Source organism: Neorhizobium sp. P12A (assembly GCF_008365395.1).
In the GTDB taxonomy this organism is placed as follows: domain Bacteria; phylum Pseudomonadota; class Alphaproteobacteria; order Rhizobiales; family Rhizobiaceae; genus Rhizobium.
Window position 1 is genome coordinate 562,087 of sequence record NZ_QOVX01000001.1, and the last position, 23,073, is coordinate 585,159.

At 60.5% G+C, this 23,073-nt stretch carries 23 protein-coding genes; 9 read left to right on the plus strand and 14 right to left on the minus strand.

The genetic code is table 11. The annotated features are described in order from the left end of the window. The first annotated feature begins 25 nt into the window (after positions 1-25). From xdhA to xdhC, 3 genes are all read left to right on the plus strand, one after another. A complete protein-coding gene (gene xdhA, locus DTW90_RS02650) occupies positions 26-1,492 on the plus strand; it encodes a xanthine dehydrogenase small subunit (RefSeq protein WP_149336266.1) in 1,467 nt (488 codons plus the stop codon). Positions 1,493-1,670: 178 nt separating this feature from the next. Next, complete coding sequence (gene xdhB / locus DTW90_RS02655) at positions 1,671-4,010, plus strand: xanthine dehydrogenase molybdopterin binding subunit (RefSeq protein ID WP_149336267.1); 2,340 nt, start codon at positions 1,671-1,673, stop codon at positions 4,008-4,010. Between the two features lie 49 nt (positions 4,011-4,059). Further along, positions 4,060-4,872: a xanthine dehydrogenase accessory protein XdhC gene (gene xdhC / locus DTW90_RS02660; protein WP_149336268.1), complete on the plus strand. Its 813-nt coding sequence runs from the start codon at positions 4,060-4,062 to the stop codon at positions 4,870-4,872. Here the strand turns inward: xdhC and DTW90_RS02665 are convergent. Continuing rightward, a complete protein-coding gene (locus DTW90_RS02665; protein WP_149336269.1) occupies positions 4,848-5,051 on the minus strand; it encodes a hypothetical protein in 204 nt (67 codons plus the stop codon). The two genes, xdhC and DTW90_RS02665, sit on opposite strands and share 25 nt — an antisense overlap. Before the next feature lie 101 nt (positions 5,052-5,152). On the opposite strand from DTW90_RS02665, the gene DTW90_RS02670 reads away from it, so the two are divergent. After that, entirely contained in the window at positions 5,153-6,049 is an 897-nt protein-coding gene (locus tag DTW90_RS02670; RefSeq protein ID WP_149336270.1) for a LysR substrate-binding domain-containing protein, read from the plus strand. Positions 6,050-6,065: 16 nt separating this feature from the next. On the opposite strand, the gene DTW90_RS02675 is transcribed toward DTW90_RS02670, so the two are convergent. Next, positions 6,066-6,404: a hypothetical protein gene (locus DTW90_RS02675; RefSeq protein ID WP_132519025.1), complete on the minus strand. Its 339-nt coding sequence runs from the start codon at positions 6,402-6,404 to the stop codon at positions 6,066-6,068. A 300-nt stretch (positions 6,405-6,704) separates the two neighbouring features. Between DTW90_RS02675 and puuD the strand changes: the two genes are divergently transcribed. Together puuD and guaD are read left to right on the plus strand one after the other, a co-directional pair. Continuing rightward, positions 6,705-7,946 carry a urate hydroxylase PuuD gene (puuD, locus tag DTW90_RS02680; RefSeq protein WP_149336271.1) on the plus strand — a complete coding sequence of 414 codons (1,242 nt, stop codon included), beginning with the start codon at positions 6,705-6,707 and terminating at the stop codon, positions 7,944-7,946. Further along, complete coding sequence (gene guaD, locus DTW90_RS02685; RefSeq protein WP_132519019.1) at positions 7,943-9,259, plus strand: guanine deaminase; 1,317 nt, start codon at positions 7,943-7,945, stop codon at positions 9,257-9,259. The genes puuD and guaD overlap by 4 nt, the downstream gene beginning before the upstream one ends. A gap of 7 nt (positions 9,260-9,266) precedes the next feature. Here guaD and DTW90_RS02690 read toward each other — a convergent pair whose 3' ends face one another. Both DTW90_RS02690 and DTW90_RS02695 read right to left on the minus strand, forming a co-directional pair. Continuing rightward, on the minus strand, positions 9,267-10,067 hold the full coding sequence (locus tag DTW90_RS02690) for an SDR family oxidoreductase (RefSeq protein WP_132519016.1): 801 nt from the start codon (positions 10,065-10,067) through the stop codon (positions 9,267-9,269). Then, positions 10,064-10,393, minus strand: coding sequence for a nuclear transport factor 2 family protein (locus DTW90_RS02695; protein WP_132519013.1), 330 nt, complete (start codon positions 10,391-10,393; stop codon positions 10,064-10,066). Before DTW90_RS02695 ends, DTW90_RS02690 begins: the two co-directional genes overlap by 4 nt. A 97-nt stretch (positions 10,394-10,490) precedes the next feature. Between DTW90_RS02695 and DTW90_RS02700 the strand changes: the two genes are divergently transcribed. Together DTW90_RS02700 and DTW90_RS02705 are read left to right on the plus strand one after the other, a co-directional pair. Beyond that, the gene (locus tag DTW90_RS02700; RefSeq protein WP_132519010.1) at positions 10,491-10,907 is read left to right on the plus strand and encodes a helix-turn-helix domain-containing protein; all 417 of its coding nucleotides are present in this window, start codon (positions 10,491-10,493) and stop codon (positions 10,905-10,907) included. Between the two features lie 97 nt (positions 10,908-11,004). Further along, on the plus strand, positions 11,005-12,147 hold the full coding sequence (locus tag DTW90_RS02705) for an alpha-hydroxy acid oxidase (RefSeq protein ID WP_149336272.1): 1,143 nt from the start codon (positions 11,005-11,007) through the stop codon (positions 12,145-12,147). A 141-nt stretch (positions 12,148-12,288) separates the two neighbouring features. Here DTW90_RS02705 and uraH read toward each other — a convergent pair whose 3' ends face one another. From uraH to DTW90_RS02750, 9 genes are all read right to left on the minus strand, one after another. Continuing rightward, positions 12,289-12,645, minus strand: a complete 357-nt coding sequence (gene uraH / locus DTW90_RS02710; protein ID WP_149336273.1) for a hydroxyisourate hydrolase — start codon at positions 12,643-12,645, stop codon at positions 12,289-12,291. After that, positions 12,642-13,142, minus strand: coding sequence for an ureidoglycolate lyase (locus DTW90_RS02715; RefSeq protein WP_149336274.1), 501 nt, complete (start codon positions 13,140-13,142; stop codon positions 12,642-12,644). The genes uraH and DTW90_RS02715 overlap by 4 nt, the downstream gene beginning before the upstream one ends. Before the next feature lie 5 nt (positions 13,143-13,147). Then, positions 13,148-13,510: a DUF86 domain-containing protein gene (locus DTW90_RS02720; RefSeq protein ID WP_132518998.1), complete on the minus strand. Its 363-nt coding sequence runs from the start codon at positions 13,508-13,510 to the stop codon at positions 13,148-13,150. Continuing rightward, the gene (locus DTW90_RS02725; RefSeq protein WP_132518995.1) at positions 13,507-13,797 is read right to left on the minus strand and encodes a nucleotidyltransferase family protein; all 291 of its coding nucleotides are present in this window, start codon (positions 13,795-13,797) and stop codon (positions 13,507-13,509) included. Before DTW90_RS02725 ends, DTW90_RS02720 begins: the two co-directional genes overlap by 4 nt. 68 nt (positions 13,798-13,865) lie before the next feature. Further along, complete coding sequence (gene alc / locus DTW90_RS02730; protein WP_132518992.1) at positions 13,866-14,888, minus strand: allantoicase; 1,023 nt, start codon at positions 14,886-14,888, stop codon at positions 13,866-13,868. After that, a complete protein-coding gene (uraD, locus tag DTW90_RS02735) occupies positions 14,889-15,386 on the minus strand; it encodes a 2-oxo-4-hydroxy-4-carboxy-5-ureidoimidazoline decarboxylase (protein WP_132518989.1) in 498 nt (165 codons plus the stop codon). It abuts the gene before it with no gap. After that, positions 15,386-16,324: an allantoinase PuuE gene (gene puuE, locus DTW90_RS02740; protein WP_149336275.1), complete on the minus strand. Its 939-nt coding sequence runs from the start codon at positions 16,322-16,324 to the stop codon at positions 15,386-15,388. Before puuE ends, uraD begins: the two co-directional genes overlap by 1 nt. A gap of 112 nt (positions 16,325-16,436) precedes the next feature. Then, positions 16,437-17,144 carry a DUF1045 domain-containing protein gene (locus DTW90_RS02745; RefSeq protein WP_149336282.1) on the minus strand — a complete coding sequence of 236 codons (708 nt, stop codon included), beginning with the start codon at positions 17,142-17,144 and terminating at the stop codon, positions 16,437-16,439. A gap of 108 nt (positions 17,145-17,252) precedes the next feature. Next, a complete protein-coding gene (locus tag DTW90_RS02750; protein WP_132518981.1) occupies positions 17,253-18,437 on the minus strand; it encodes an FAD-binding oxidoreductase in 1,185 nt (394 codons plus the stop codon). Here DTW90_RS02750 and mnmD point away from each other — a divergent pair. Next, positions 18,436-19,182 (plus strand): tRNA (5-methylaminomethyl-2-thiouridine)(34)-methyltransferase MnmD, encoded by a 747-nt coding sequence (mnmD, locus tag DTW90_RS02755; RefSeq protein WP_132518978.1) that lies wholly within the window; start codon positions 18,436-18,438, stop codon positions 19,180-19,182. The two genes, DTW90_RS02750 and mnmD, sit on opposite strands and share 2 nt — an antisense overlap. Here mnmD and DTW90_RS02760 read toward each other — a convergent pair. Further along, complete coding sequence (locus DTW90_RS02760) at positions 19,163-22,990, minus strand: response regulator (RefSeq protein ID WP_246664876.1); 3,828 nt, start codon at positions 22,988-22,990, stop codon at positions 19,163-19,165. The genes mnmD and DTW90_RS02760 overlap by 20 nt on opposite strands. Positions 22,991-23,073: the final 83 nt, after the last annotated feature.

A 23,073-nucleotide genomic window follows, 5' to 3' on the forward strand; every position in this document is an offset into this window, starting at 1 on the left:
AGAAAGACAATAAGCCGGGAACAACATGAACGACAGCATCCGCTTCATCCTCAATAGCGAGGAGATTTCGCTATCCAGCCTGCGCCCGACGGAGACGCTCCTGGATTTCCTGCGTCTCAAGCGGCATCTGACAGGCACGAAGGAAGGGTGTGCGGAGGGCGATTGCGGCGCCTGCACCGTTCTGGTCGGGCGGCTGATCGACGGCGGCCTGCGCTATGAATCGGTCAATGCCTGCATCCGTTTCGTCGGCTCGCTCCATGGCACCCATGTGGTCACGGTCGAACACCTGGCCGCCAAGGATGGCACGCTGCATCCTGTCCAGCAGGCGATGGTCGACTGTCACGGCTCGCAATGCGGATTCTGTACGCCCGGCTTCGTCATGTCGCTCTATGGCCTCTGGCTCGCAACCGAGAAGCCTGACCGGGCCGAGATCGAAAAGGCGCTGCAGGGCAATCTCTGTCGCTGCACCGGCTACGAGCCGATCGTCAGGGCCGCCGAGCAGATAAGCCGGACGCGCCCGAGCGCCCTCTTTGATCCCCTGGAAAAAAATCGCTCCGATATCATAGCCCGTCTCTGGGCCATGCGTCCGAAGGAAACCATCACCGTCTCCTCGGGCGAGGACAGACTTATCATCCCCGGCTCCATGACCGATCTTTCCCGCATCCTTGCCGACGAGCCCGACGCGACCATCGTCGCCGGCTCCACCGATGTCGGTCTCTGGGTGACGAAGCAGATGCGCCGGCTTAATCCCGTGGTCTTCATCAATCATCTCCTCGACCTGCAGATGATCATACAAGGCGACAAGGGCTTCACCATCGGATCGGGCGTCACCTACAGCCAGGCCTTCGCGACCATGGCCGCAAAGATCCCGACGCTCGGCAATCTCATCAACCGCATTGGCGGCGAGCAGGTGCGCAACATGGGCACGATCGGCGGCAATATCGCGAATGGTTCCCCGATCGGCGACAGCCCGCCACCGTTGATCGCGCTCGGCGCAACCGTAAAGCTGCGCTCCGCTAGCGGCACGCGCACGGTCGCGCTGGAAGACTATTTCATCACCTATGGCAAGCAGGATCGGGCGAAGACCGAATTCATCGAAAGCATCTTCGTCCCCTATCCGCCCGCTGAAAGCCAGTTTGCCGTCTACAAGATCACCAAGCGCCGCGACGAGGACATCACCGCCGTGCTCGGCGCCTTCCGCCTGACGCTCGACGAAACAGGCAACGTCACCGATATCACGATCGCCTATGGCGGCATGGCCGGCATCCCGAAGCGTGCCCGCACGGTCGAGGCCGAATTGCTGGGCAAACCCTGGACCGAAGCAAACATCAACGCCGCTCGCGCCGCTTTCGACACGGATTTCCAGCCCCTCACCGACTGGCGTGCCACGGCCGAATACCGCCAGTTGACCGCAAAGAACCTGCTCATCCGCTTCTATCTGGAGACATCGGGTGCACCGCAGGAACTGAAGCGGTTCGAGGAGGTGGCGTGATGTTTGTGCAAGCCCATACCCCCTCTGGCCTGCCGGCCATCTCCCCCACAAGGGGGGAGATCACGCATGGCACTGCCTCGCCCCACCGACAGAAATTCCTCGGGGCAATCAAACCCCTCCCCCTCATGGAGAAGGGTTGGGGAGGGGTTTTGACCACAAAGACCGGAGGAGCCATCTGATGGACAAGTCCGCCTTCGAAAACCCAAAGGCCGTCATCAGCGGATCCATGCACGGTTCGACGCGACATGATTCGGCACATAAGCATGTGACCGGAACTGCTGATTATATCGACGATATTCCGGAACCCGTGAATCTTTTGCATGGTGCGCTCGGCCTCTCAGACCGCGCACATGCCGATATCCTTTCCATCGACCTTTCGGCGGTGAAGGCCTATCCGGGCGTCGTCTGGGTCTTCACAGGCAAGGACGTGCCCGGCCTCAACGACGTTTCCTCCAACGGCATGCATGACGAGCCGCTGCTTGCGGAAACCAGGGTCGAGTTCCACGGCCAGCCGATCTTCGCCGTCATCGCCGAGACGCGCGACGCCGCCCGCCGCGCAGCCACGCTCGCCAAGATCGAATATGCCGACCTGCCGCATTGGAGCGACATCGACGGCGCATTGGAAAATGGCGGCGCCGTGGTCTACGAACCGATGACGCTGAAGCGTGGCGAGGCAAAGGCGGAGATGGCGAACGCGCCGCGCCGGTTGACCGGCCGCATGCGCATCGGCGGCCAGGAGCACTTCTATCTGGAAGGCCATATCGCCATGGCAATCCCCGGCGAGGACGACGAGGTCACCGTCTGGTCATCCACCCAGCATCCGAGCGAAATTCAGCATATCGTCGGCCACGTCCTGAACATTCCCTCCCACGCCGTGACCGTCAACGTGCGCCGCATGGGCGGCGGATTCGGCGGCAAGGAAACGCAGGGCAACCAGTTCGCAGCCCTTGCCGCCCTCGCTGCCAAGAAGTTGAAGCGCGCGATCAAGTTCCGTCCCGATCGAGACGAGGATATGGTAGCGACGGGCAAGCGCCATGATTTCATGGTCGACTACGAGGTCGGCTTCGACGGGGACGGCCGCATTCACGCCGTCGACGCCACCTATGCGGCGCGCTGCGGCTTCTCTTCCGATCTCTCAGGCCCGGTCACCGACCGTGCGCTCTTCCATGCGGATTCCAGCTATTTCTATCCGCATGTGCATCTCGTCTCCAAGCCGCTGAAGACCCACACGGTCTCCAATACTGCCTTCCGCGGCTTCGGTGGACCGCAAGGCATGCTCGGCGGCGAGCGGATGATCGAGGAAATCGCCTATGCCGTCGGCAAGGACCCGCTCGAAATCCGCAAGTTGAATTTCTACGGCCAGCCCGGCTCGGGCCGCACGACGACTCCCTATCACCAGGAGGTGGAGGACAACATCATCCACCTCATCGTCGACGAGCTAGAGCAGAGCTGCGACTACCAGGCCCGCCGTAACGCCGTCATCGAGTTCAACCGCTCCAGCCGCTATATCCGCAAGGGCATCGCGCTGACCCCGGTCAAGTTCGGCATCTCCTTCACCATGACCGCCTTCAACCAGGCAGGTGCGCTTGTCCACATCTATCAGGACGGCTCGATCCACCTGAACCATGGCGGCACCGAGATGGGCCAGGGCCTTTACATCAAGGTGGCGCAGGTTCTGGCCGATGCCTTCCAGGTCGACATCGAACGCGTGAAGATAACGGCGACGACGACCGCCAAGGTGCCGAACACATCGGCGACCGCAGCTTCCTCCGGTTCCGATCTCAACGGCATGGCCGCCTATGACGCTGCCCGGCAGATCAAGGAACGACTGGTCGCCTTCGCCGCCGAAAAATGGGGTGTCGGGGCCGAGGAAGTGGTCTTCCTGCCGAACCGGATTCGCGTCCGCGACGTCGAAATCCCCTTCCCCGATTTCATCAAGCAGGCCTATTTCGGCCGCGTGCAGCTTTCGGCGGCCGGCTTCTACAAGACGCCGAAAATCCATTGGGACCGCAAGGCAGGACGCGGCACGCCCTTCTATTATTTCTCCTACGGCGCATCCTGCACGGAAGTCTCGATCGATACGCTGACCGGTGAATACCTGATCGACCGCACGGACATTCTCCACGATGTCGGCCGCTCGCTGAACCCGGCGATCGATATCGGCCAGGTCGAGGGCGCTTTCGTCCAGGGCATGGGCTGGCTGACGACCGAAGAGCTGTGGTGGGACGACAAGGGCCGCCTGCGGACGCATGCCCCCTCCACCTACAAGATCCCGCTTGCATCGGACCGACCAAAGACCTTCAACGTCCGCCTCGCCGAATGGGCTGAAAACACCGAACCCACCATCGGCCGCTCCAAGGCCGTCGGCGAACCGCCCTTCATGCTGGCGATTTCGGTCCTGGAAGCCCTCTCGATGGCCGTCGCCAGCGTCAGGGATTACAAGGTTTGCCCGCGGCTTGATGCGCCGGCAACGCCGGAGCGCGTGCTGATGGCGGTCGAGCGGTTGAAGGCGATGTGATGATTCAGGGGGGTCGCATCACACCCACGAACCCTCCGGTCGCAACGCCATGACCGAGCTCCGGACCTTCCTCACCGCCAACCCCGGCTCCATCCTGATCGAAATCGTGGGCACGCAGGGCTCCACCCCCCGCGAAACCGGAACCTTCATGCTCGTCTCGGCCGAGCATCTCTGGGGTACGATCGGTGGTGGGCAGTTCGAGTTCCTGGCGATTGCCAATGCCCGCGACATGCTGCGAGGCGCGGGTGTGGAATTCATGGACATTCCGCTCGGTCCCGAGATCGGCCAGTGCTGCGGTGGGCGTACGCAACTGCGCTGCCGGCCGGCGACGGCTGAAGTCATCGACGACCTGAAGCGACGGATCGAGGACGAGACGCATGATTGGCCGGAGGTTCACATTTTCGGGGCCGGCCATGTGGGTAAGGCGCTTGCGGTAGCGCTCAGGCCCCTGCCCCTGCTGACAACCGTCATCGAGACCCGCAGCCAAGAGCTCGACGAGCTTCCCGCAGACATAGCCACCCGGCTCGTCGCCATGCCCGAGGCACAGGTAGCCGACATGCGCCCCGGTTCGGCGCTCGTGATCCTGACGCACGATCACGCCCTCGATTTCCTGATTGCTCGCGAGGCGCTTGCCCGCGACGATCTCGCCTATGTCGGCATGATCGGCTCGGCGACCAAGCGCGCGACTTTCTCCCACTGGCTGGTGCGCGACGGCAGCGGCGACAAGGCATGGGTGGACAGGCTGACGCTGCCGATCGGCGGCGCCACGGTCAGGGACAAGCGGCCGGAAGTGATTGCCGCCATGACCGCGGCCGAAATCATGACCGCCCTCACCCTTTACCGCCTCAGATCGTCCTCGTAGCGCGGCTCACGCCCGTCCAGAAAACCCATGTCGCGCTTGACGCGGTCAGGCATGTCATCGAGATCGATCTTGCCGGGCGTCCCATCACCGCGCGATAGCGGCAGGCTCAACAATTCGATCAGGCGCATCCAGGCAGGAATTTTCTCGACGGATGTTTGTTCGACAATTTGGCAACTCATGACATCACCTCGGATGTTTGATGTATGGAATTGCAGTCTGCGGCCGAAAGTGCTGTAAATCCAATCGAACAACCGTCTGCATGCATAAAGAGAGCTTATCCATGAAGCTATCGAAGCAATTCCCTCTCAATGCGCTGCGCGTCTTCGAGGCTGTGGCGCGCCTGGGCAGCTTCACCAAAGCCGGCGAAGAGCTCGGCATGACGCAGACGGCGGTGAGCTACCAGATCAAGCTTCTGGAAGAGAATGTCGGCGAACCGCTCTTCCTGCGCCGCCCTCGGCAGATTTCGCTGACGGAGACGGGCGAGCGGCTGGCGCCGAAAGTGGCCGAAGCCTTCGACATGCTGGCAGAGGCCATGGCCTCGCTGCGCAAGACGACCGAAGAAACGCTGACGATCCATTCGACCGCGACCTTTGCCCAGCAATGGCTGTCGCGCTACATCGGCTCGTTCCAGTTGAAGCACCCGAACATGGCTGTCAGGTTGGTAACCTCCTCAACCGTCATCGATTTCCAGCGCGAGACGGCCGATGTCGCCATTCGCTGGGGACGAGGCAATTGGCCGGGATTGATGGCGCATCGATTCATGGAACTGGACTTCGCCCCGATGCTCAGCCCGAAACTCGCCGCCGAGATCGGCGGGATCAACGAGCCGGCCGACCTGTTGAAGCTGACGATCATCAGCGCCGGCGATCATTGGTGGGCACAATGGTTTGCGGCCGCCGGCGTCGAGAATCCGGGGCTCGATAAATTTCCGAAGAACGAGTTTGGCACACAAATCCTCGACGCCAGTATCGCCATGGCGGCCCAAGGCGTGGCGATACTCAATCCCGGACATTTTCAGGAGGATGTCGCGTCGGGCAGGCTCTACCAACCCTTCCCGCTTACCTGCAATGATGGCCGCGACTATTGGCTGGTTTATCCGGAAAACAGGAGAAACGTTCCGAAAATCAAGTCTTTCCGGAACTGGCTGCTGGAGAAATTCAACATCGAGCAGAGTTGAGAGCGACCAACGCCGATCAATAGTCCATATCAGGCGCATAAAAGCAGCGTAGCGTATTCTCGTCCGGGAAGAGGCACAGGTGATAGGCACCATCCGGCGAGTGCATGGTTTTCCGCTGCGGGATCAGAAAGGTATGATTGCGCGTCACGAGCCGATGATCGCCGGGTTCGAGGGTGATCTGAAAGCCGCCTTGGACGACCTTCACGGTGCGAGAGGGTATCATCTGGCAGTCGCCGCTCTCGCCGTCACCGTTGCAACAATAGGGATCGTAAGCCCAACCGCTGGGCGCATCGTGGCCGTAGGCATGGATGCAAAATGCAAAGAAAAACATAACAAGCGTTAGAGTAAAGCGCATGGGCAATTCTCCGCTGGCAATGTGCTCCCGCGAAGGCGTCTCGCCCGGCGGCCCGACCTTGCAACGATCGTCATACGACCGTCTTGAATCATCTATGTCTGCCAAATCCCGGCGGCAAGACCTACAAAATCCGCCGAATGCATCAGGATTGCCGATATATGAGCACTCCACAATACACAGGATCGTGTAATTCCTGCGGCAAGGATCAACCGATCAAAGAGGCCGGCAATGAAACTCTCCCCTTCCCTAGTCGCCCGACATTTTGCAAGGTGTTGAGTCGAAGGAAAAAAGGGGAACTGAATGTATGAATATGCCATTGCGTGGGAATGGCTGGCCTTTGCTGCCCGCTGGTTCCACGTCGTCACCGCCATTGCCTGGATCGGCTCGTCCTTTTATTTCATCGCGCTCGATCTCGGGCTGGTGAAGCGCCCGCATCTTCCCCCCGGCGCCTATGGCGAGGAATGGCAGGTGCATGGCGGCGGCTTCTACCATATCCAAAAATATCTGGTCGCCCCGGCGCAGATGCCCGAGCATCTCACCTGGTTCAAATATGAGAGCTATTTTACCTGGCTCTCCGGCTTCCTGATGCTCTGCATCGTCTATTATGGTGGCGCGGATCTCTTCCTCATCGACCGGCATGTGCTCGATGTCAGCGCCCCCGTCGCCATCCTGATCTCGCTTGCCTCGCTGGCGGTCGGCTGGCTTGTCTATGACGGGCTCTGCAAGTCGCCGATCGGCAAGAATACCTGGGGCCTGATGGCGGTGCTCTATGTCGTGCTTGTCTTCATGGCCTGGGGCTACACGCACCTCTTCACCGGTCGCGCCGCCTTCCTGCATCTCGGCGCCTTCACCGCGACGATCATGTCGGCCAATGTCTTCATGATCATCATCCCCAATCAGAAGATCGTCGTCGCTGATCTGATCGCCGGCCGCACGCCGGACCCGAAATATGGCCAGATCGCCAAACAGCGTTCACTGCACAACAACTATCTGACGTTGCCAGTCATCTTCTTCATGCTGTCGAACCATTATCCCCTGGCCTTCGGCACTGAGTTCAACTGGGTCATCGCCGCCCTCGTCTTCCTGATGGGGGTCACCATCCGCCACTGGTTCAACACGACGCATGCGCGCAAGGGCAAGCCCACCTGGACCTGGCTGGTGACCGTCATCCTGTTCATTCTCATCATGTGGCTATCGACGGTTCCGAAGGTGCTGACCGGCGAGAAGGATGCGAACGCCGTTGCCCCGGCCTTCCAGCAGTTTGCCGCCGACGCTCATTTTCCTGCCGCCAGGCAGATCATCTCGACGCGCTGTTCCATGTGCCATGCGGCAGAGCCGGCCTATGAAGGCATCGCCCGACCGCCAAAAGGTGTAATGTTGGAAAACGACGCGGAAATGGCTATGCATGCCCGCGAGATCTACATCCAGGCAGGCCGCAGCCACGCCATGCCGCCCGGCAACGTCACCGATGTGACGCCGGACGAACGCAAGCTGCTGGTCGCCTGGTATGAAAGCGCCATCAATCAGGGCAAACAAGAATGACGACGACACTCCTCCGCGGCCGCCTGCTCTCCTTCCTGCGCGCGCCGCAGAGCCTGACCGATACCGGCAGCTATATCTATGAAGAAGACGGCGGTCTTCTGATCAAGGACGGCATCATCGCCGCTCGGGGGTCCTATGCCGAGATCAAGGCCAAGGCACCGGCCGATGCAGTCGAAGCCGACCATCGCCCGCACCTGATCATGCCGGGCTTCATCGACACGCACCTGCATTTCCCGCAGATGCAAGTCATCGCCTCCTACGCGGCCAACCTGCTGGAATGGCTGAACACCTACACCTTCCCCGAGGAATGCCGCTTCGTCGAAAGCGCCCACGCCGAGCGCATTGCCACGCATTTCTACGACGAGCTGATCCGTCACGGCACAACAACAGCCGTCGCCTACTGCTCCGTCCACAAGACATCGGCCGACGCTTACTTCGCCGAAGCGATGCGCCGGAACATGTGCATGGTCGGCGGCAAGGTGATGATGGATCGCAACGCCCCGCAGGGCCTGCTCGACACGCCTGATATGGGCTATGACGAGACCCGACAGGTCATATCGGACTGGCACGGCAAGGGCCGCAACCATGTCGCCATCACCCCCCGCTTCGCCATCACCTCGACGCCCGAGCAGATGGAGGCGACCGCAGCGCTCGCCCGCGAATTCCCCGACCTGCACATCCAGACGCATCTCTCGGAAAACCACGACGAGATCAAATATACCTGCGAGCTCTACCCTGAAGCCATCGACTATACGGATATCTATGCCCGCTACGGCCTGCTCGGCAAAAAGACCCTCTTCGGCCACTGCATCCATCTCTCGGAGCGCGAGGCGGATGCCATGAGCGAAGCCGGCTCGATCGCCGTCCACTGCCCGACCTCGAACCTCTTCCTCGGCTCCGGTCTCTTCCCGCTGAAGGCGCTCTCCCGCCGCGAAAAGCCGGTTCGCATCGGCGTTGCGACGGATATCGGCGGCGGCTCCAGCTATTCGATGCTGAGGACGATGGACGAGGCATACAAAATCCAGCAATTGCTCGGCGAGCGCCTCAACCCGCTGGATAGCTACTACCACATGACCCTCGGCAACGCCGAAGCGCTGTCGCTCTCGGACCGCATCGGCACGCTTGAACCCGGCACCGACGCGGACCTCACCATCCTCGACGCATCGGCAACGCCGGCCATGGCGCTGAAGATGGAAGTGGTGACGACCCTGCACGAAGAACTCTTCCTGCTGCAGACGATGGGTGACGATAGGGCAATCGCCGAGACCTACGTCGCCGGCAAGGCGATGAAGAACGCTCTTCATCGCCTTTAAGGCGGGATCAAACCACCGGAACCGTCCCGCCATCGATCGTGTATTCCGCCCCGTGGATGGATGCCGCACGATCCGAGGCTAGGAAAGCGACGAGTTCCGCCACCTCTTCCGGATAGGCCGGGCGGCCGATCGGGATACCGCCGAGCGCATCCATGATGCTCTGGTGCGCCGCAGCTTCATCGATACCGCCATGCTCCGCAATTCGCTGGACCATGGCTTCCGCCGCCTCGGTCATGATCCAGCCGGGAGCGACCGAAGTCACGCGGACGCCTTTCGGACCGAGTTCCTTGGAGAGGACCTTGCTATAGGTCGTAAGCGCCGCCTTTGCCGCAGCGTAGGCGATCGTCGATTCATGGAGGGGAAGCCTGCGCTGGATTGAGGAAATGTGGATGACCACGCCCGACCGGCGCTCGATCATCTCGGGCAGCAGCGCCCGGTCGAGCCGCACCGCAGCCATCAGATTGAGATTCAATTCCTGCTGCCATAGCGCGTCGGTGATAGCCGCAAAGCCTCCACCCGGCGTGCTGGAGCCGCCGAGATTGTGGATCAGAATATCCAGACCGCCGAATTCCTGACGAAGGCGCTCGACGACGTAAGCGACGCCTTCCGGGGTCGAAAGATCAGCCCGGATGAACAAGCCATCCCTCTGCCCTTCCGATGGCGAGCGTGCCGTCGCGGCGACGGTCGCACCGCCAGCAGAAAGCCGTCGGACGATGGCGGCACCCGCACCCTTTGTGCCGCCAGTCACAAGTACGCGCCTGCCCGAAAACTCTTGGCGATCGATGGAAAATGCCGATGCATGTCTCATAGGCCGATCTCCAGACCAACGATCTCACGGGCGCCGAGGGTAAAATTATAGTTCAGAGTAATGGGACTGCCGGAAAACGTGCCTGAAACGCGGGCTGCGATCTTTATGGCATCGCCATGAGCCTCCATGCCCTCGATCTCGGCGGTGATGCCATATTTCTCGGTGGTCCTCTCGATCCAAGCGCGGATCTCGGCACGTCCGCGCATATCCTCACCCTCGTCCCGGACCAAAGCATCCTCGGCAAAGCACGACAGCATACCGTCGATATCCCGTCTGTTCACGGCAGCGAAATAGGCTGCCAGCTTTTCAGGCAGTGATAGTGTCATCTCTCGGTTCCTCTGTTGAATGTCAGGAAACGGGGCGCCGCCGTTCACGCTTCGCCTTGGCGTTGCGCTGACCGGAAAATGGCGTTAAGCAAGAGAAATGGCAAGAACGCACGAAAAAGTAGGGTACTTACCCGAAAGTAAGCCCAACGACTTCTCGACACCATCGGCCGCGGCAAGCGGCGTGGAGAATGTCTTGCGCATCCTCGAGGGTCGCTGGAAGCTGGTCATTCTCTTCCACCTGTTCGGTGGCAAGCTTTTACGCTTCTCGGAACTGGAAAAGGCTATCCCGGCCATATCCCAGAAAATGCTGATCCAGCAGCTTCGGCAGATGGAAGCCGATGGCGTCGTCAGACGGATCGTCCATCATCAGGTACCGCCGAAGGTAGAATATGGTCTGACCGATTGGGGACAAGCGCTCTGCCCGGCCCTAGACGCCTTGCTCAAATGGGCCGCAAGCAAGGAACCGGCGGTCGATGTCCCCTCTGGACAAGTCCTCGACGGTCCGCATACCTAGCCACTGGACAATCCCGGCGAGCATTAAATTTCCATAACATTGCTGCGAAAATCGTGTTATGGGCGAGTAAACTATTCACATGTGAAGGCAATCCGCAATGGCCACTCCGCTTACCATCGCCGATCTCAAGACACTCGCTCAGCGTCGTGTGCCGAAGATGTTCTTTGACTATGCCGATTCCGGCGCGTGGACGGAATCGACCTATCGGGCCAACGAAGCGGACTTCGCAAAGATCAAGCTGCGCCAGCGTGTCCTCGTCGACATGACGAACCGGACGCTGGAAACGACGATGGTCGGCCAGAAAGTATCGATGCCGGTCGCGCTTGCGCCGACGGGATTGACCGGCATGCAGCATGCCGACGGCGAGATGCTGGCAGCGCGCGCCGCGGAGGAATTCGGCATTCCCTTCACGCTGTCGACGATGAGCATCTGCTCGATCGAGGATGTTGCCTCGGTCACCTCGAAACCCTTCTGGTTCCAGCTTTACGTGATGAAGGACAAGGACTTTGTCCTCAATCTGATCAACCGCGCCAAGGCGGCCAAATGCTCCGCGCTGGTCCTGACCGCCGACCTGCAGATTCTCGGGCAGCGCCACAAGGATGTGCGAAACGGCCTCTCCGCCCCGCCGAAATTCACCCCGAACCATATCTGGCAGATGGCGACCCGGCCGGTCTGGTGCATGCGCATGCTGCAGACCAAGCGCCATACCTTCCGCAACATCGTCGGCCACGCCAAGAATGTGTCGGACCTCTCTTCGCTCTCCGTCTGGACGGCGGAGCAGTTTGACCCGCAATTGTCCTGGGCCGATGTTGCCTGGATCAAGGAACAATGGGGCGGACCGCTCATCATCAAGGGCATTCTCGACGTCGAGGACGCGAAGGCCGCGGCGGACAGCGGCGCCGATGCGATCATCGTCTCCAACCATGGCGGCCGTCAGCTGGACGGCGCACCCTCGACGATCAGCATGCTGCCCTCGATCGTCGATGCGGTCGGGCACAAGATTGAGGTGCATCTGGATGGGGGCATCCGCTCCGGCCAGGACGTCCTGAAGGCTGTGGCGCTCGGCGCCAAGGGCACCTTCATTGGCCGGCCTTTCCTCTACGGCCTCGGCGCCATGGGCAAGGAAGGCGTCAGCCTCGCGCTCGGCATCATCCGCAAGGAAATGGATATCACTATGGCGCTTTGCGGCAAGCGGGATATCAAGGACGTCAACTCGTCCATCATCGCCGGACGGCAGTAAAAGCGTATCGCGGCTTGCGGCCTGATGGTCGCAGGCCGTCTAGAACATTTCCGCTTTTCCTCGAAGCGCGGAAAAGCTCTATCTCTTTGATTTGACGCAATTCCCGGCGCAAAACCGTGTTACACTTTTGCTGGAATTGCTTTAACTTCCGCGATAGGTCGAGTAGCCATAGGGCGAGATCAGCAACGGCACGTGATAGTGCCCCGTCGTGTCGGCAATGCCGAAGCGGATCGGCACGAGATCGAGAAAAGCAGGTTCCGTTAGCTTCGCGCCGGTGGCGCGCAGGTAATCGCCCGCGTGGAACAGAAGCTCATAGGAGCCGACCCGAAAGTCTTCGCCTATGAGGATAGGCCCGCCATCGACACGACCATCCGCATTGGTTTCGACAGTCTTCAGATGCTCGCGCGCCTCGCCGTCGAGCTTGAAGAGATCGATCCGCAGCCCCTGCGCCGGCTTGCCGAGCGCGGTATCGAGCACATGGGTGGTCAGTCCGGTCATGGGGTCGGCGCTCCGATGATAAAAGGCGTTTCGAAGAAGAATTCTTCCAGATTGTTTCCCGGACCATCGCGGTCGACAACGAGAAAATCGCTGGGTTCGCCAAGCGCGATCAGCGGATGATGCCAGACATTGCGGCGATAGTTCACGCCCTGGTCGCCGTGAGCAAGAAACACCTGCGGCCTGCCCGGCCGGCCTGCCTCGTCTGCGGATACCACGACCAGAAATGGCCGCCCCGAGATCGGTGAAAAGCTCTGGCTGCCGAAAGGATGCCGCTCCATCATTCCAACCTCATAGGGAAAGGCCCGCGGCTGGCCACGGAAGAGATTGATAATGACGCGCGCACCCTCGCCCGCAGCCTCTGGAGAAGCCAGCGCATGAAAGCGCTCGGTCGTGCCGCCATTGATATAACGCATCGTCGCCGGATCAGCCTCGATGACGTCGCCGAAGGGCGCAAAAGTGGCTTTGGTCAGGGGGTGAATCTCGAGATGCTGGGGCATGGATGTCATTCGCCTTGGGCGCGCCAGTTGCGGAGGGAATCGAGTTCCTGCAGCAACTCCGGCATCTTGATCTTGACCGTCAGCCAGACGGTATCGACATCGACTTCGAAATATTGATGCGCAACGCGATTGCGCATGGTGCGGATATCCCGCCACGGTATTTGCGGATGATCGACCACGAATTCGGGATAGGTATCCATAATCTTGGTCACGCACTCCCCAATGGCAGCGACATTTGCAATCACCGCATCCTGCGTCCGCTGATCGCGATAAAACGTGGCCTTCTCCATATCGACCACATAGCCAATCGCCCGCGATGCCGCGGTTTCCATTCGATCAAGATAGGTGAAAAGCCGGTCTTCGGTCATATGGCCAGAGCTTCCGACAGGATACGGTCCCTAACCTTCGCGGGGAAATCGCCCGGAACTTTCACATCGACCCGGATGCCGAGCGCATCTTCCAGTTCCCACTGAACGCCGCCAAGCGTGAACAGGGTCGTCGTGGCCGAGGGATCGACAAGGATGTCGAGATCGCTGTCGACGCGATCTTCGCCTCTCAATACCGATCCATAGACACGCGGATTGGAAAGTTGCCGACGCGCGACAATCTCCCGGATCGCCTGCCTATTCTTCTCCAATGCTTCCGACGGTCTCATCGCGGCATCCTTCCCGATGCCGCGACTATAGCCAAGTGCCGTGAAAGAAAAAAGCTCACGCCCGGTTCTCAGCCCTTGTTGCCGTAGAGCCTCAGCCGCATCGTGCCGCCATCGGGATGCATGGCGTAGCGCACATGCGTGACCGGTCCGATATCAGCGACGGCTTCGGCGCCGTATTCGTGGATATGGTCCGCCTGGAGCTTGCTGCGCGACAGGATCGGCTTCCACTGCTCGGAAGCGGTAATCTCAGCCTCGGTCAGCGTATCGCCGAGATCGGGTAGATAGGCACCCATCAGTTCGCATGTATCTGGGAAATTGCCCTTGTAAAAGTGCGTATCGACCACGACGCGCTTGATCGTACCTGTATGACCGAGGCGGATGATCGCCCAGTCGTGGCCGGGGCCGCGGCGGCGCTTGGTTTCCCAACCGTCGCCCATGTTGCGACCGCGGCCGGGGCCCAGGATCTTGTCGGGGTGGCCGTAATGCGCGTCCGACCAGGCGAGCGACTTGGCGCCGTTGAAGATATAGGCGAGATCGACCTCTTCGGCAGCACCAACCTTCGACCAGTCGAAATAGGCCGAACCGTAGACACGCAGGCGCGCGACGCCACCGTCGGGATAGATATGCAGGCGCAGATGCGTCCAGACCTTTTGCCTGTCGACATTTTCGAAGAAATGCTGTGCGCTCGGCCCGAGCGGCGATTTAGCGAGAAGCTCAGTCCACTCGATCGCATCGCTCGGATCGCCGCTTTCGACGAAAGCCGCCTCGATCGAGCAATGCGGCGGATAGTTGCCGGTGAAGAAATGCGTATCGACATCGAAGCCGAAGATGCGGCCCGGCATGGCAAGCTTGATGATCGACCAGTCGTGGCCGGCAACGCGCTTGCGCCGGCTTTCCCAGCCATCCATGTACTTGCCGTTGTCGTCGTAGAGATCGGGATCGAAAACCGCCGGTGCATCCTGCAGCATCCGCTCGAGCGGCGCGAAAAATTCGTCGGTCGCATAGAGCCCCTTGGCGCCCAGGAAGGCGGATGCGAGGTTGACGGCGCCTACCGCAAAGGACGGCAGTTCGATCTTGGCAGTCTCTGTCATTCAGGTCTCCGGAAGCATGGATTGCAGGCGCAGCAGGGCGATCTTTTCCACCTGCGCGGCAGCGGTCGAAAATTCCTCATCGCGATCGTTGCCGACGCGCGTTTCAAAGGCCGCGAGGATATCGTCCTTGTTCAGCCCCTTCACGGCAATGATGAAGGGAAAGCCGAATTTCTCGGTGTAAGCGGTGTTGAGCGCGGTGAAGCGCGCATGCTCTTCGGCGCTCAGGCGGTCTAGGCCAGCGCCGGCCTGCTCGCGCCTGCTGTCTTCCGTCAGTTCGCCCGCAATCGCGAGCTTGCCAGCGAGATCCGGATGCGCCTTCAGTACACCAAGCCGCTCGTTCGCCTCCGCAGCGCGGAATGCCGCAACCATCGCCACATGCACCTCGACGCACAGCAGCGGCTCGACGATGCGACCTGCATCATGCGCCCGCTCCGCGATGAAAGGAGAGTGCTCGAAGACGCCGCCGAAGCGCGCCACGAAATCCTCGCGGGTCACCATCAGATCGCTCCTGCCGCAGTTGAATCGGGCTTATGGTGCTGGTGCCAATGTTGCGCAATCTCGATGCGCCGCGGGACCCAGACCTTGTCGTGCTTGAGCACATATTCGATGAAACGCCTCAATGCCGCGGCGCGCCCAGGGCGGCCGACGAGACGGCAGTGGAGCCCGACCGACATCATCTTCGGGCTGCCGGCCTTGCCTTCTTCGTAAAGCGTGTCGAAGGCGTCCTTGAGATAGGTGAAGAACTGATCGCCCGAGTTGAAGCCCTGTGGCGTCGCAAACCGCATGTCGTTGGTTTCGAGCGTATAGGGGATGATCAGGAACGGGTTTCCGTCCACTCCTCTTACCCAATAGGGCAGATCGTCGGCATAGGAATCGGAAGAATAGAGGAAGCCGCCCTCTTCCTGCACCAGCCGCAGCGTATTGTCGGAAGGCTTGCCCTGGTACATTCCGTAGGGCCGCTCGCCGGTGAGTTCCGTATGCAGCCGCACCGCCTCGAGAATGTGCTTGCGCTCCAGATCCTCGGGAAAATCCTTGTATTCCAGCCAGCGATAACCGTGGCTGGCGATTTCCCAGCCAGCTTCCTTCATGGCTGCCACCGCTTCCGGATTGCGCGCCATGGCAAGCGTCACGCCATAGACGGTCGCCTGCACCTTGAGTTCGGTGAACATCCGCCAGAGGCGCCAGAACCCGCTGCGGGAACCATATTCGTAGATCGATTCCATGTTGAGGTTGCGCTGGTTCGGCCAGGCGGCAGCACCGACGATCTCGGACAGAAGGTTTTCGGAGGCCGGATCGCCGTCGAGGATAGAGCTCTCGCCGCCCTCCTCGTAATTGATGACGAACTGCACGGCGACACGGGCATCGCCCGGCCATTTCGGATCGGGCGTGTTGCGGCCATAGCCGACCAGATTGCGAGGATATGTATCGGACACCATCGAACCACCCTTTCGAATGGAACAGACGGTAAGCATGGATAACGGGATTGTCGAGACGGAAAGAAAGAAACCGTCATTTTCCCTTCAAACGCAGGCCTTTAGATTATTGGCTTCAGGCGCTCTTGCGCGCACTGACCCTGCCCATCGGATGTAGGGAATGCACCCGGAACGGCCCGCCTGTTCCTTCCTCCATCATCAAGGCGATATTGGAAACGGGAACCGGCCCAGCAAGAACCGGCTCGAAGAAGGCCCGCAGCGCCTGCTCGATGCGAGGCATGTCGGCCTGACAGACAGGTCCCGTCAGCATCATATGGAAGCGAAATTCGTCCATGACATGCGCGCAGCCCCAACGATGAAGATTGGCGAACTGCGTTGCCGACAGGCCATCGGGATCGCAGCGGTCGATCTCGGCCTCGGTCAGCGGCGCACGGTAGCGGTCAAATTCCTGCACCAGCGCCGCCGCCAGGTAGTTGAGCGACGCACAGGGAAAGGACGGCACGAGCCCGAAAGCGTTCCCGAGCCTAGCAACTTCCAGTCGTGGGATCTCGAAGGGAGCGAGGGTGCCGGAGAAGCGCATGAGATCGCGCAGAAGAGCCGGTTCGTCGGCCTCGTTGGCAAGGCGGAAAGGCGCCTTCAGCTCGCCGTGAAAACCATAACGGCGCGGCACGGCGGTATGGTAGGCGATCTCCTGGATACCGAGGCCCCGGATAGCCGGAGGATCGATCATGGCGCCGGAATATATGTTGCGGCCCAGCCAATTGGCGGCAACCAGCGTTAGCGGATCGCTGACAGACGGCGTGAAGCAAATGGCGTGGCGCATGCGATCTCCTCTTTCGTTCAGGTTGCAATCGGCGAATCCGCTAGAAGCAGATGGCGAAGGAAATAGGTGATTTGCATGACAGATTAACGACCTGAGACGGTCTCACATTCACGTTTTGCGTGAAGCAACAGCAATGTGGTTCTTCAAGGTAAATGTTTCAGGCAGATATATCAGAGGTAGAATGCGAAATGCCTCATAAACAGCCGCTGCCGCTAATTGATGCGCAAGTCCGAAGCTGACCTTGAAGCCGCCGGTAAGCGCGATCAACGACGGATGCTCCGGGTGGGCGCCGACCATAGGATCGCGATCGATCGCCTTCGGCCGAAGCCCGGCCCAGCGCTCAACCACTTCGGCGCCGCCGAGCGAAGGGACAAGGCTGCGGGCAGAAGTCAAAAGGTCGTCCAACCGTTCGTCGGTCGACAAGGGATCGTCGAAACGATCCTCGCTGGTGCTGCCGACCGCGACGTGGCCGCCCTCATGCGCGACGACATAGAGCCCGTCGCGAAAGATGACAGGCATGCCGGGGTCGACATCCGCCTTGAGCAAGGCAGCCTGCCCCTTCACCGGCTGGCCGAGCGGTGATTGCAGCGCCGTTGTCATCCCATCCAACATCGGAAAGGACCGATGGCCGGCGGAGAGAATACAGCGGTCAAACCGGATTTCGCCCTGGCGTGTCGATGCGATCCCGCGGTCGGGATCGAGGCCGTCGATCGCCAGTCCCTCGATGATGCGAACATGCCGAGCCCCACGCAGAAATGCGGCCAGAGCGGCCACGAGCGATCTCGGCGCGACGCGGGCAGCCAGCGTGTCTTGGACGAAGCCGCTGGCTCCGGCGGTGGGATCGATCCAATCATCGACCGGCGGTGCGTCAAGCACGTGCCACCGGAATTCGCGACCGTCATGGCGCCAGTTGTTCACGGCATCCTGCTCATGACGCAAAGCGATCGTGCGCAGATGCGGCTTCGGCAGCGGAATGAGCCGACCGGAACGGCGATAGCCGGCGGAAAGCCCTGTTTCCGCCTCGATCCGAGCGATCTCGGTCTCCAGAGCGACCAGCGCCTCCAGCTGAAACTGTTTCTTGTCCGACCAGCGATCCGGCATATGGGGCATCAGTGCGCCAAGCACGCCACCGCTCGCGCCCTGCCCGAGATATCCCGCATCGACCAGAAGCGTGCCGACGCCCAGCTGCTCGGCATGAACCGCAGCCCAGAGCCCCATGATACCGCCACCGACGATCAGGAGATCGGCAGACGATTGACCGGCGGGCCGTGCAGGATTATCGGCTTTCCCCATGACAGATCCAGTTTCCGATCAGATGCCGAAGCAGGAGGGCAATTCCGCTGCCCTCGAATGGCGAGACGGCGATATGCCCTATTCGACGGCCTTTGGCGATCACTTTTATTGCCAGACCGACGGCCGGCTCGAGTGCGGCCACGTCTTCCTCGACGGCAACGGCCTGCCCGCCCGCTGGCAAGAACAGGCCACCTTCCTTATCGGCGAACTCGGCTTCGGCACCGCGCTGAATTTCTGCGAGACATGGCGGCAATGGAAGCTGAACCGCAGCGCCGGCGCAGAGCTGCATTTCATGTCCTTCGAGCTTTACCCGATGCAGGCCGAGGAAATCGATCGCGCCCTGTCGCGCTGGCCGGAAATCGATTCGGAGCGCAAGGCTCTCGTTGCGATGTGGCCAAAGGACCCCAAGGATACGGTTGAGCTGCGTCTCGATGAGCAGACTCGTCTGAGCGTCGTCTGCGGCCCTGCGCTGGAGGGTGTGCGCAATGCCGCGCCGGGCTTCGATGCCTGGTATCTCGACGGGTTTGCGCCGTCGCGCAACAGCGACATGTGGTCGCCCGAATTACTGCAGCTTGTGCACGACAGGTCGGCGCCTGGCGGCACCTTTGCGACCTACGCAGCAGCCGGCTTCGTCCGCCGCAGTCTTCAGGCCGCCGGCTTTACCGTGGAACGACGCAAGGGCTTCGCCGGCAAGCGGGAAATGCTTTGCGGCGTAAAAGGCCGGATCACACCCCGGTTTCGCTGACCTTGCCCAGGCGATCGCCAAGCCAGCGCCGTACCTTGCCTTCGAGCAGTTCGGGGCTGATCGGCTTCGACATGTAGTCGTCCATTCCAGCCTCCAGGCACATGTCGCGATCGGCGTCGAGCGCATGCGCAGTCACGCCGATGATCGGCGTGTGCCAGTCACGGCCGGCCTCTGCCTCCAGGCGGCGGATGGCGCGCGTGGCCTGATGGCCATTCATGACAGGCATCGAAACGTCCATCATGATCAGTGCCGGCTGCAGCTGTTTCCAGGCATCGACCGCTTCCTCGCCGTTCGCGACGACCAGAAAGCGCAGGTCGGTCGCCTGCAGGATCTGGGTGAATACGATCTGGTTGACCTCATTGTCCTCGGCGACCAGCACATCGATGGCATTGACCGGCCGCAACGGCAGCGATTGTTCGACAGCGCCGATCGCCGCAACGACATCCTGCACGGCTTCGCGCACACGCGGCTGACGCCCCGCACGGACTACCTCGACGATCGTATTGCGCAGCACATTACCACGAACGGGCTTCATGAGGTGGGCCTGACCGCTTGCCGCTGCGAATTCCTTCTCGCTGGCCGCCACGTCCATCGAAGTCAAAAAGATCAGTGACACACCGTCGTGTCTGTGGTCGCTGCGGATAACCTTCGCGACCTCGGCCCCGTTCATAACAGGCATATGATAATCGAGGATGACGGCATCGACCGGAAGCTCCATCTCGGCGGCAGCATTGAGAATTGCCAGTCCTGTATCGCCGTCCTCGGCGGCGAAGCTGTCGAAGCCCCACATCTCGAGCTGTTCGCTCAGAATGCGACGATTGATCTCGTTGTCGTCTATGACGAGAATACGCGCACCCTTGACATTGACCGGTACCTGCTTGACCTCGTTTCGGGTCCCCGCAACAGGTAGCGGCAGATGCACGGTGAAGGCGGAACCCCTGCCCCATTCGCTCTCGACCTCGATATACCCGCCGAAGAGATCGACCAGACCCGCCGTAATCGCCAGTCCGAGACCAGTGCCTTCATGACGGCGCGTCGAGGATGAATCGACCTGAGAGAATTTCTCGAAAATGGAATCGACCTTGTCTTCGGGAATGCCGATGCCGGTATCCTCGACACGCAAAGTCAGCATGACTTCGCCGTTCTCGACCACGTTGTAGCCGATATCGACAAGAACATGCCCGCGCTCGGTAAACTTGATGGCGTTGCCGACGAGATTGGTGACGATCTGCCGAAACCGGCCGGCATCTCCAAGCAGCGCGGGCGGCATGGATGGAGACGCGTGCACCAGAAGCTCGATGTTTTTTTCCGCCGCCGGCGACGACAGCAGCGTCGCAACATCTTCCACGGCCTCGATAGGATCGAAGGCAACCTTGCGAAGGCCCATCTGCCCGGCATCGATCTTGGAGAAATCGAGTATGTCGTTGATGATCGTGAGCAGCGCGTTGCCCGACTTCACGATGACATCGATGAATGTCTTCTGCCGCGCATCCAGATTAGTCTTGGCAAGTAACTCGGCCATGCCGAGCACACCGTTCATCGGCGTGCGGATCTCGTGGCTCATATTGGCGAGGAATTCCGACTTGGCGCGATCGGCGGTCTCGCTGCGGGCCAGAAGCCGCTGCAATTCCGCCTCGCGCTCTTTTAGGTCCGTCACGTCGGAGAGGACGATGACCCATCGATCGCCTTCGCTGAAGGATGCATCGAGCTGTATCCAGTTTTCGCCGGCCACGCGAAAGACCGTTGAAAACGGGCGGCGGGCCTTCAGGTCTTCGGCCCAAAGCAAGCGCTGCTGCTCCGGATCGTCGCCAAAATCGCCGCGTGCCGCACAATATTCGAAGGCAGCACGCCAGCTCTGGCCGGCAGAAAAAAGCTCAGGTGGGACGCGCAGCATGTCCGGCAAGGTATCGTTGCTGAGAAGGATATTGCCGTCCTGCGCGATGAGAAGCCCCTGCGACATGGCATGGGTCGTGTCCTTCATCAGCTCCCCGAGCATTTCGAGCGCGTTGCGAGCCTTGGTTATCTCGCGCTCCTGCTGGCGAACGAAGGAAATATCCGCATAGGAGAGCAACAGCCGATCGCCGGAGATGCGCCGAAAATCCAGAATGACGGTCTTGCCGTCCTCGAAGGTCAGCTCGGACCGGCTGTGGGCACCCGCGGACCGGAATGCCTGCAGGCGGTCCTGGTATATTTCATCGAGGCTGCGACCGTCATTGCCGTATCGGCCGAGCTCCTTGTGCTTGGCAACGAGGTCGCGCAACGGCTTGCCAAGCAATGGCTCGTCTTTCGGAAAATCCCAGATGTCGTAGAGCGCGTCGTTCGCGTACTCGACCTTGAAATCCGCGTCCATGATCATCACGCCGGCCGGCATGGCCTTCAGGATGTGTTCCAGATCCTGATGAAGCGCTTCGGTCCGCGCCTGCTCCTGGATGAGCTGCTTTTCTCTGAGCTTCAAGGCCGAGATGTCGATCATCGAGCCGACGGCGTAGCTCCGCTTGTCCGAGGTCGTAACGCGGTTGACGCGGGTGATGATCGGGTGCGTGACGTGCCGCGAATCGACGACCTCGCCCTCGAATTCGAACATGCGCCCCTCTTCCAGGACCTGTTCATTCTCGGCAAAAAAGTCTTCCGCACCGGTATCGAACATCTGGCGCTCGGTTTTCCCGAGCACTTCGTCGCGCGAGAAACCAGTCATGCTGGCATAGGCCTCGTTCGCATAGAACAGCTTGTGATCGGAATCGCGCACGAAAGCCGCCACCGGCAGGTCTTCCAGAATTGTCAGATAGAGCTCGGTCTCGTCGATATGCTTGCGCAGCAGGATTTCCTGCTGCTTGAATTCGGTGACATCGATCCGCAGGCCGATGAGGAGGCCGTTCGATAGACGTCGGTTGATGCTGCGCATCCAGCGGCCGTTAAGCCGCCGCTCTACGACATCCTGATATGGCTGAGTATATTCGGTAACGCGACGTCCGACCCAACTCTCACGGTCCATTCTGGCGGCAGCGATCTGCTCCGGATAATGCTCCACGTAGGAATCGAAAATCTTCTCGCAAATCTGGCGTATGGTAAGGCCGGTGGGTTCGGTGCCAATGATCGGATCGTAAAACTCGCGCCACGGACCGTTGGCGTGGATCAGCACGTTCTGTTCGTTATAGATGCAGAAGCCTACATCCATCAGATCGAATGCGTTTCCGGCAAGAAGCGAGTGAAAATCCTGCTCGGTGTTCGAAGGGCTGATGGCATCGGCTGTCGACGCCTGGGATGATTCCTTCCCGGCGGATGCATCTTCGACCTGTTGGCGAAAAGCGGCATTGGCAATGATCGCGCGCCCGTCATCTGCAAAAATGCCGACAGGATGAGGCGCATTTTCAAGGAGCTCCTGGACGCGCTGAAGATCGCTGACAGCGTCCTCGGCCAATCTTTTCGCGGCCATCGCCGGCGTCTCGGCCCGCTCCGGCGGAGCATCCATAAGCATCCCGAAGACATAGGCCCGCTCTTCGGTCGGACGGAAACTTTCGATCTGCATCCGGAAGGCGTTTCGAGCAGCGGGGTCGAAACGGATCGCCACCTCTTCGCTGCCGAAGACAAGCGCGCGCCGCTCCTTGTCTTCCCGATCATGCTCGTCGGCCGAATCAAAAAGATCACGACTGCGCTGACCGATGAAGTCGGAAACATCCCTCTGGAAAAAGCGCGCGTAGGCCTTGTTGACGGCGACGTAGCGAAGATCGCTGTTTTTGACATAGGCCGGCTGTTCCAGATCGGCGATCCGGCGACAGGCGATCTCCAGCAATTCTCCCCGCTCAGTCAACAAAGGCTCTTTCTTCTGCGTCGTAAAACCGTGCCGGCTATCCAAACTAATCCCCCCAACGCTAACAAGTCGTTAACCATAAT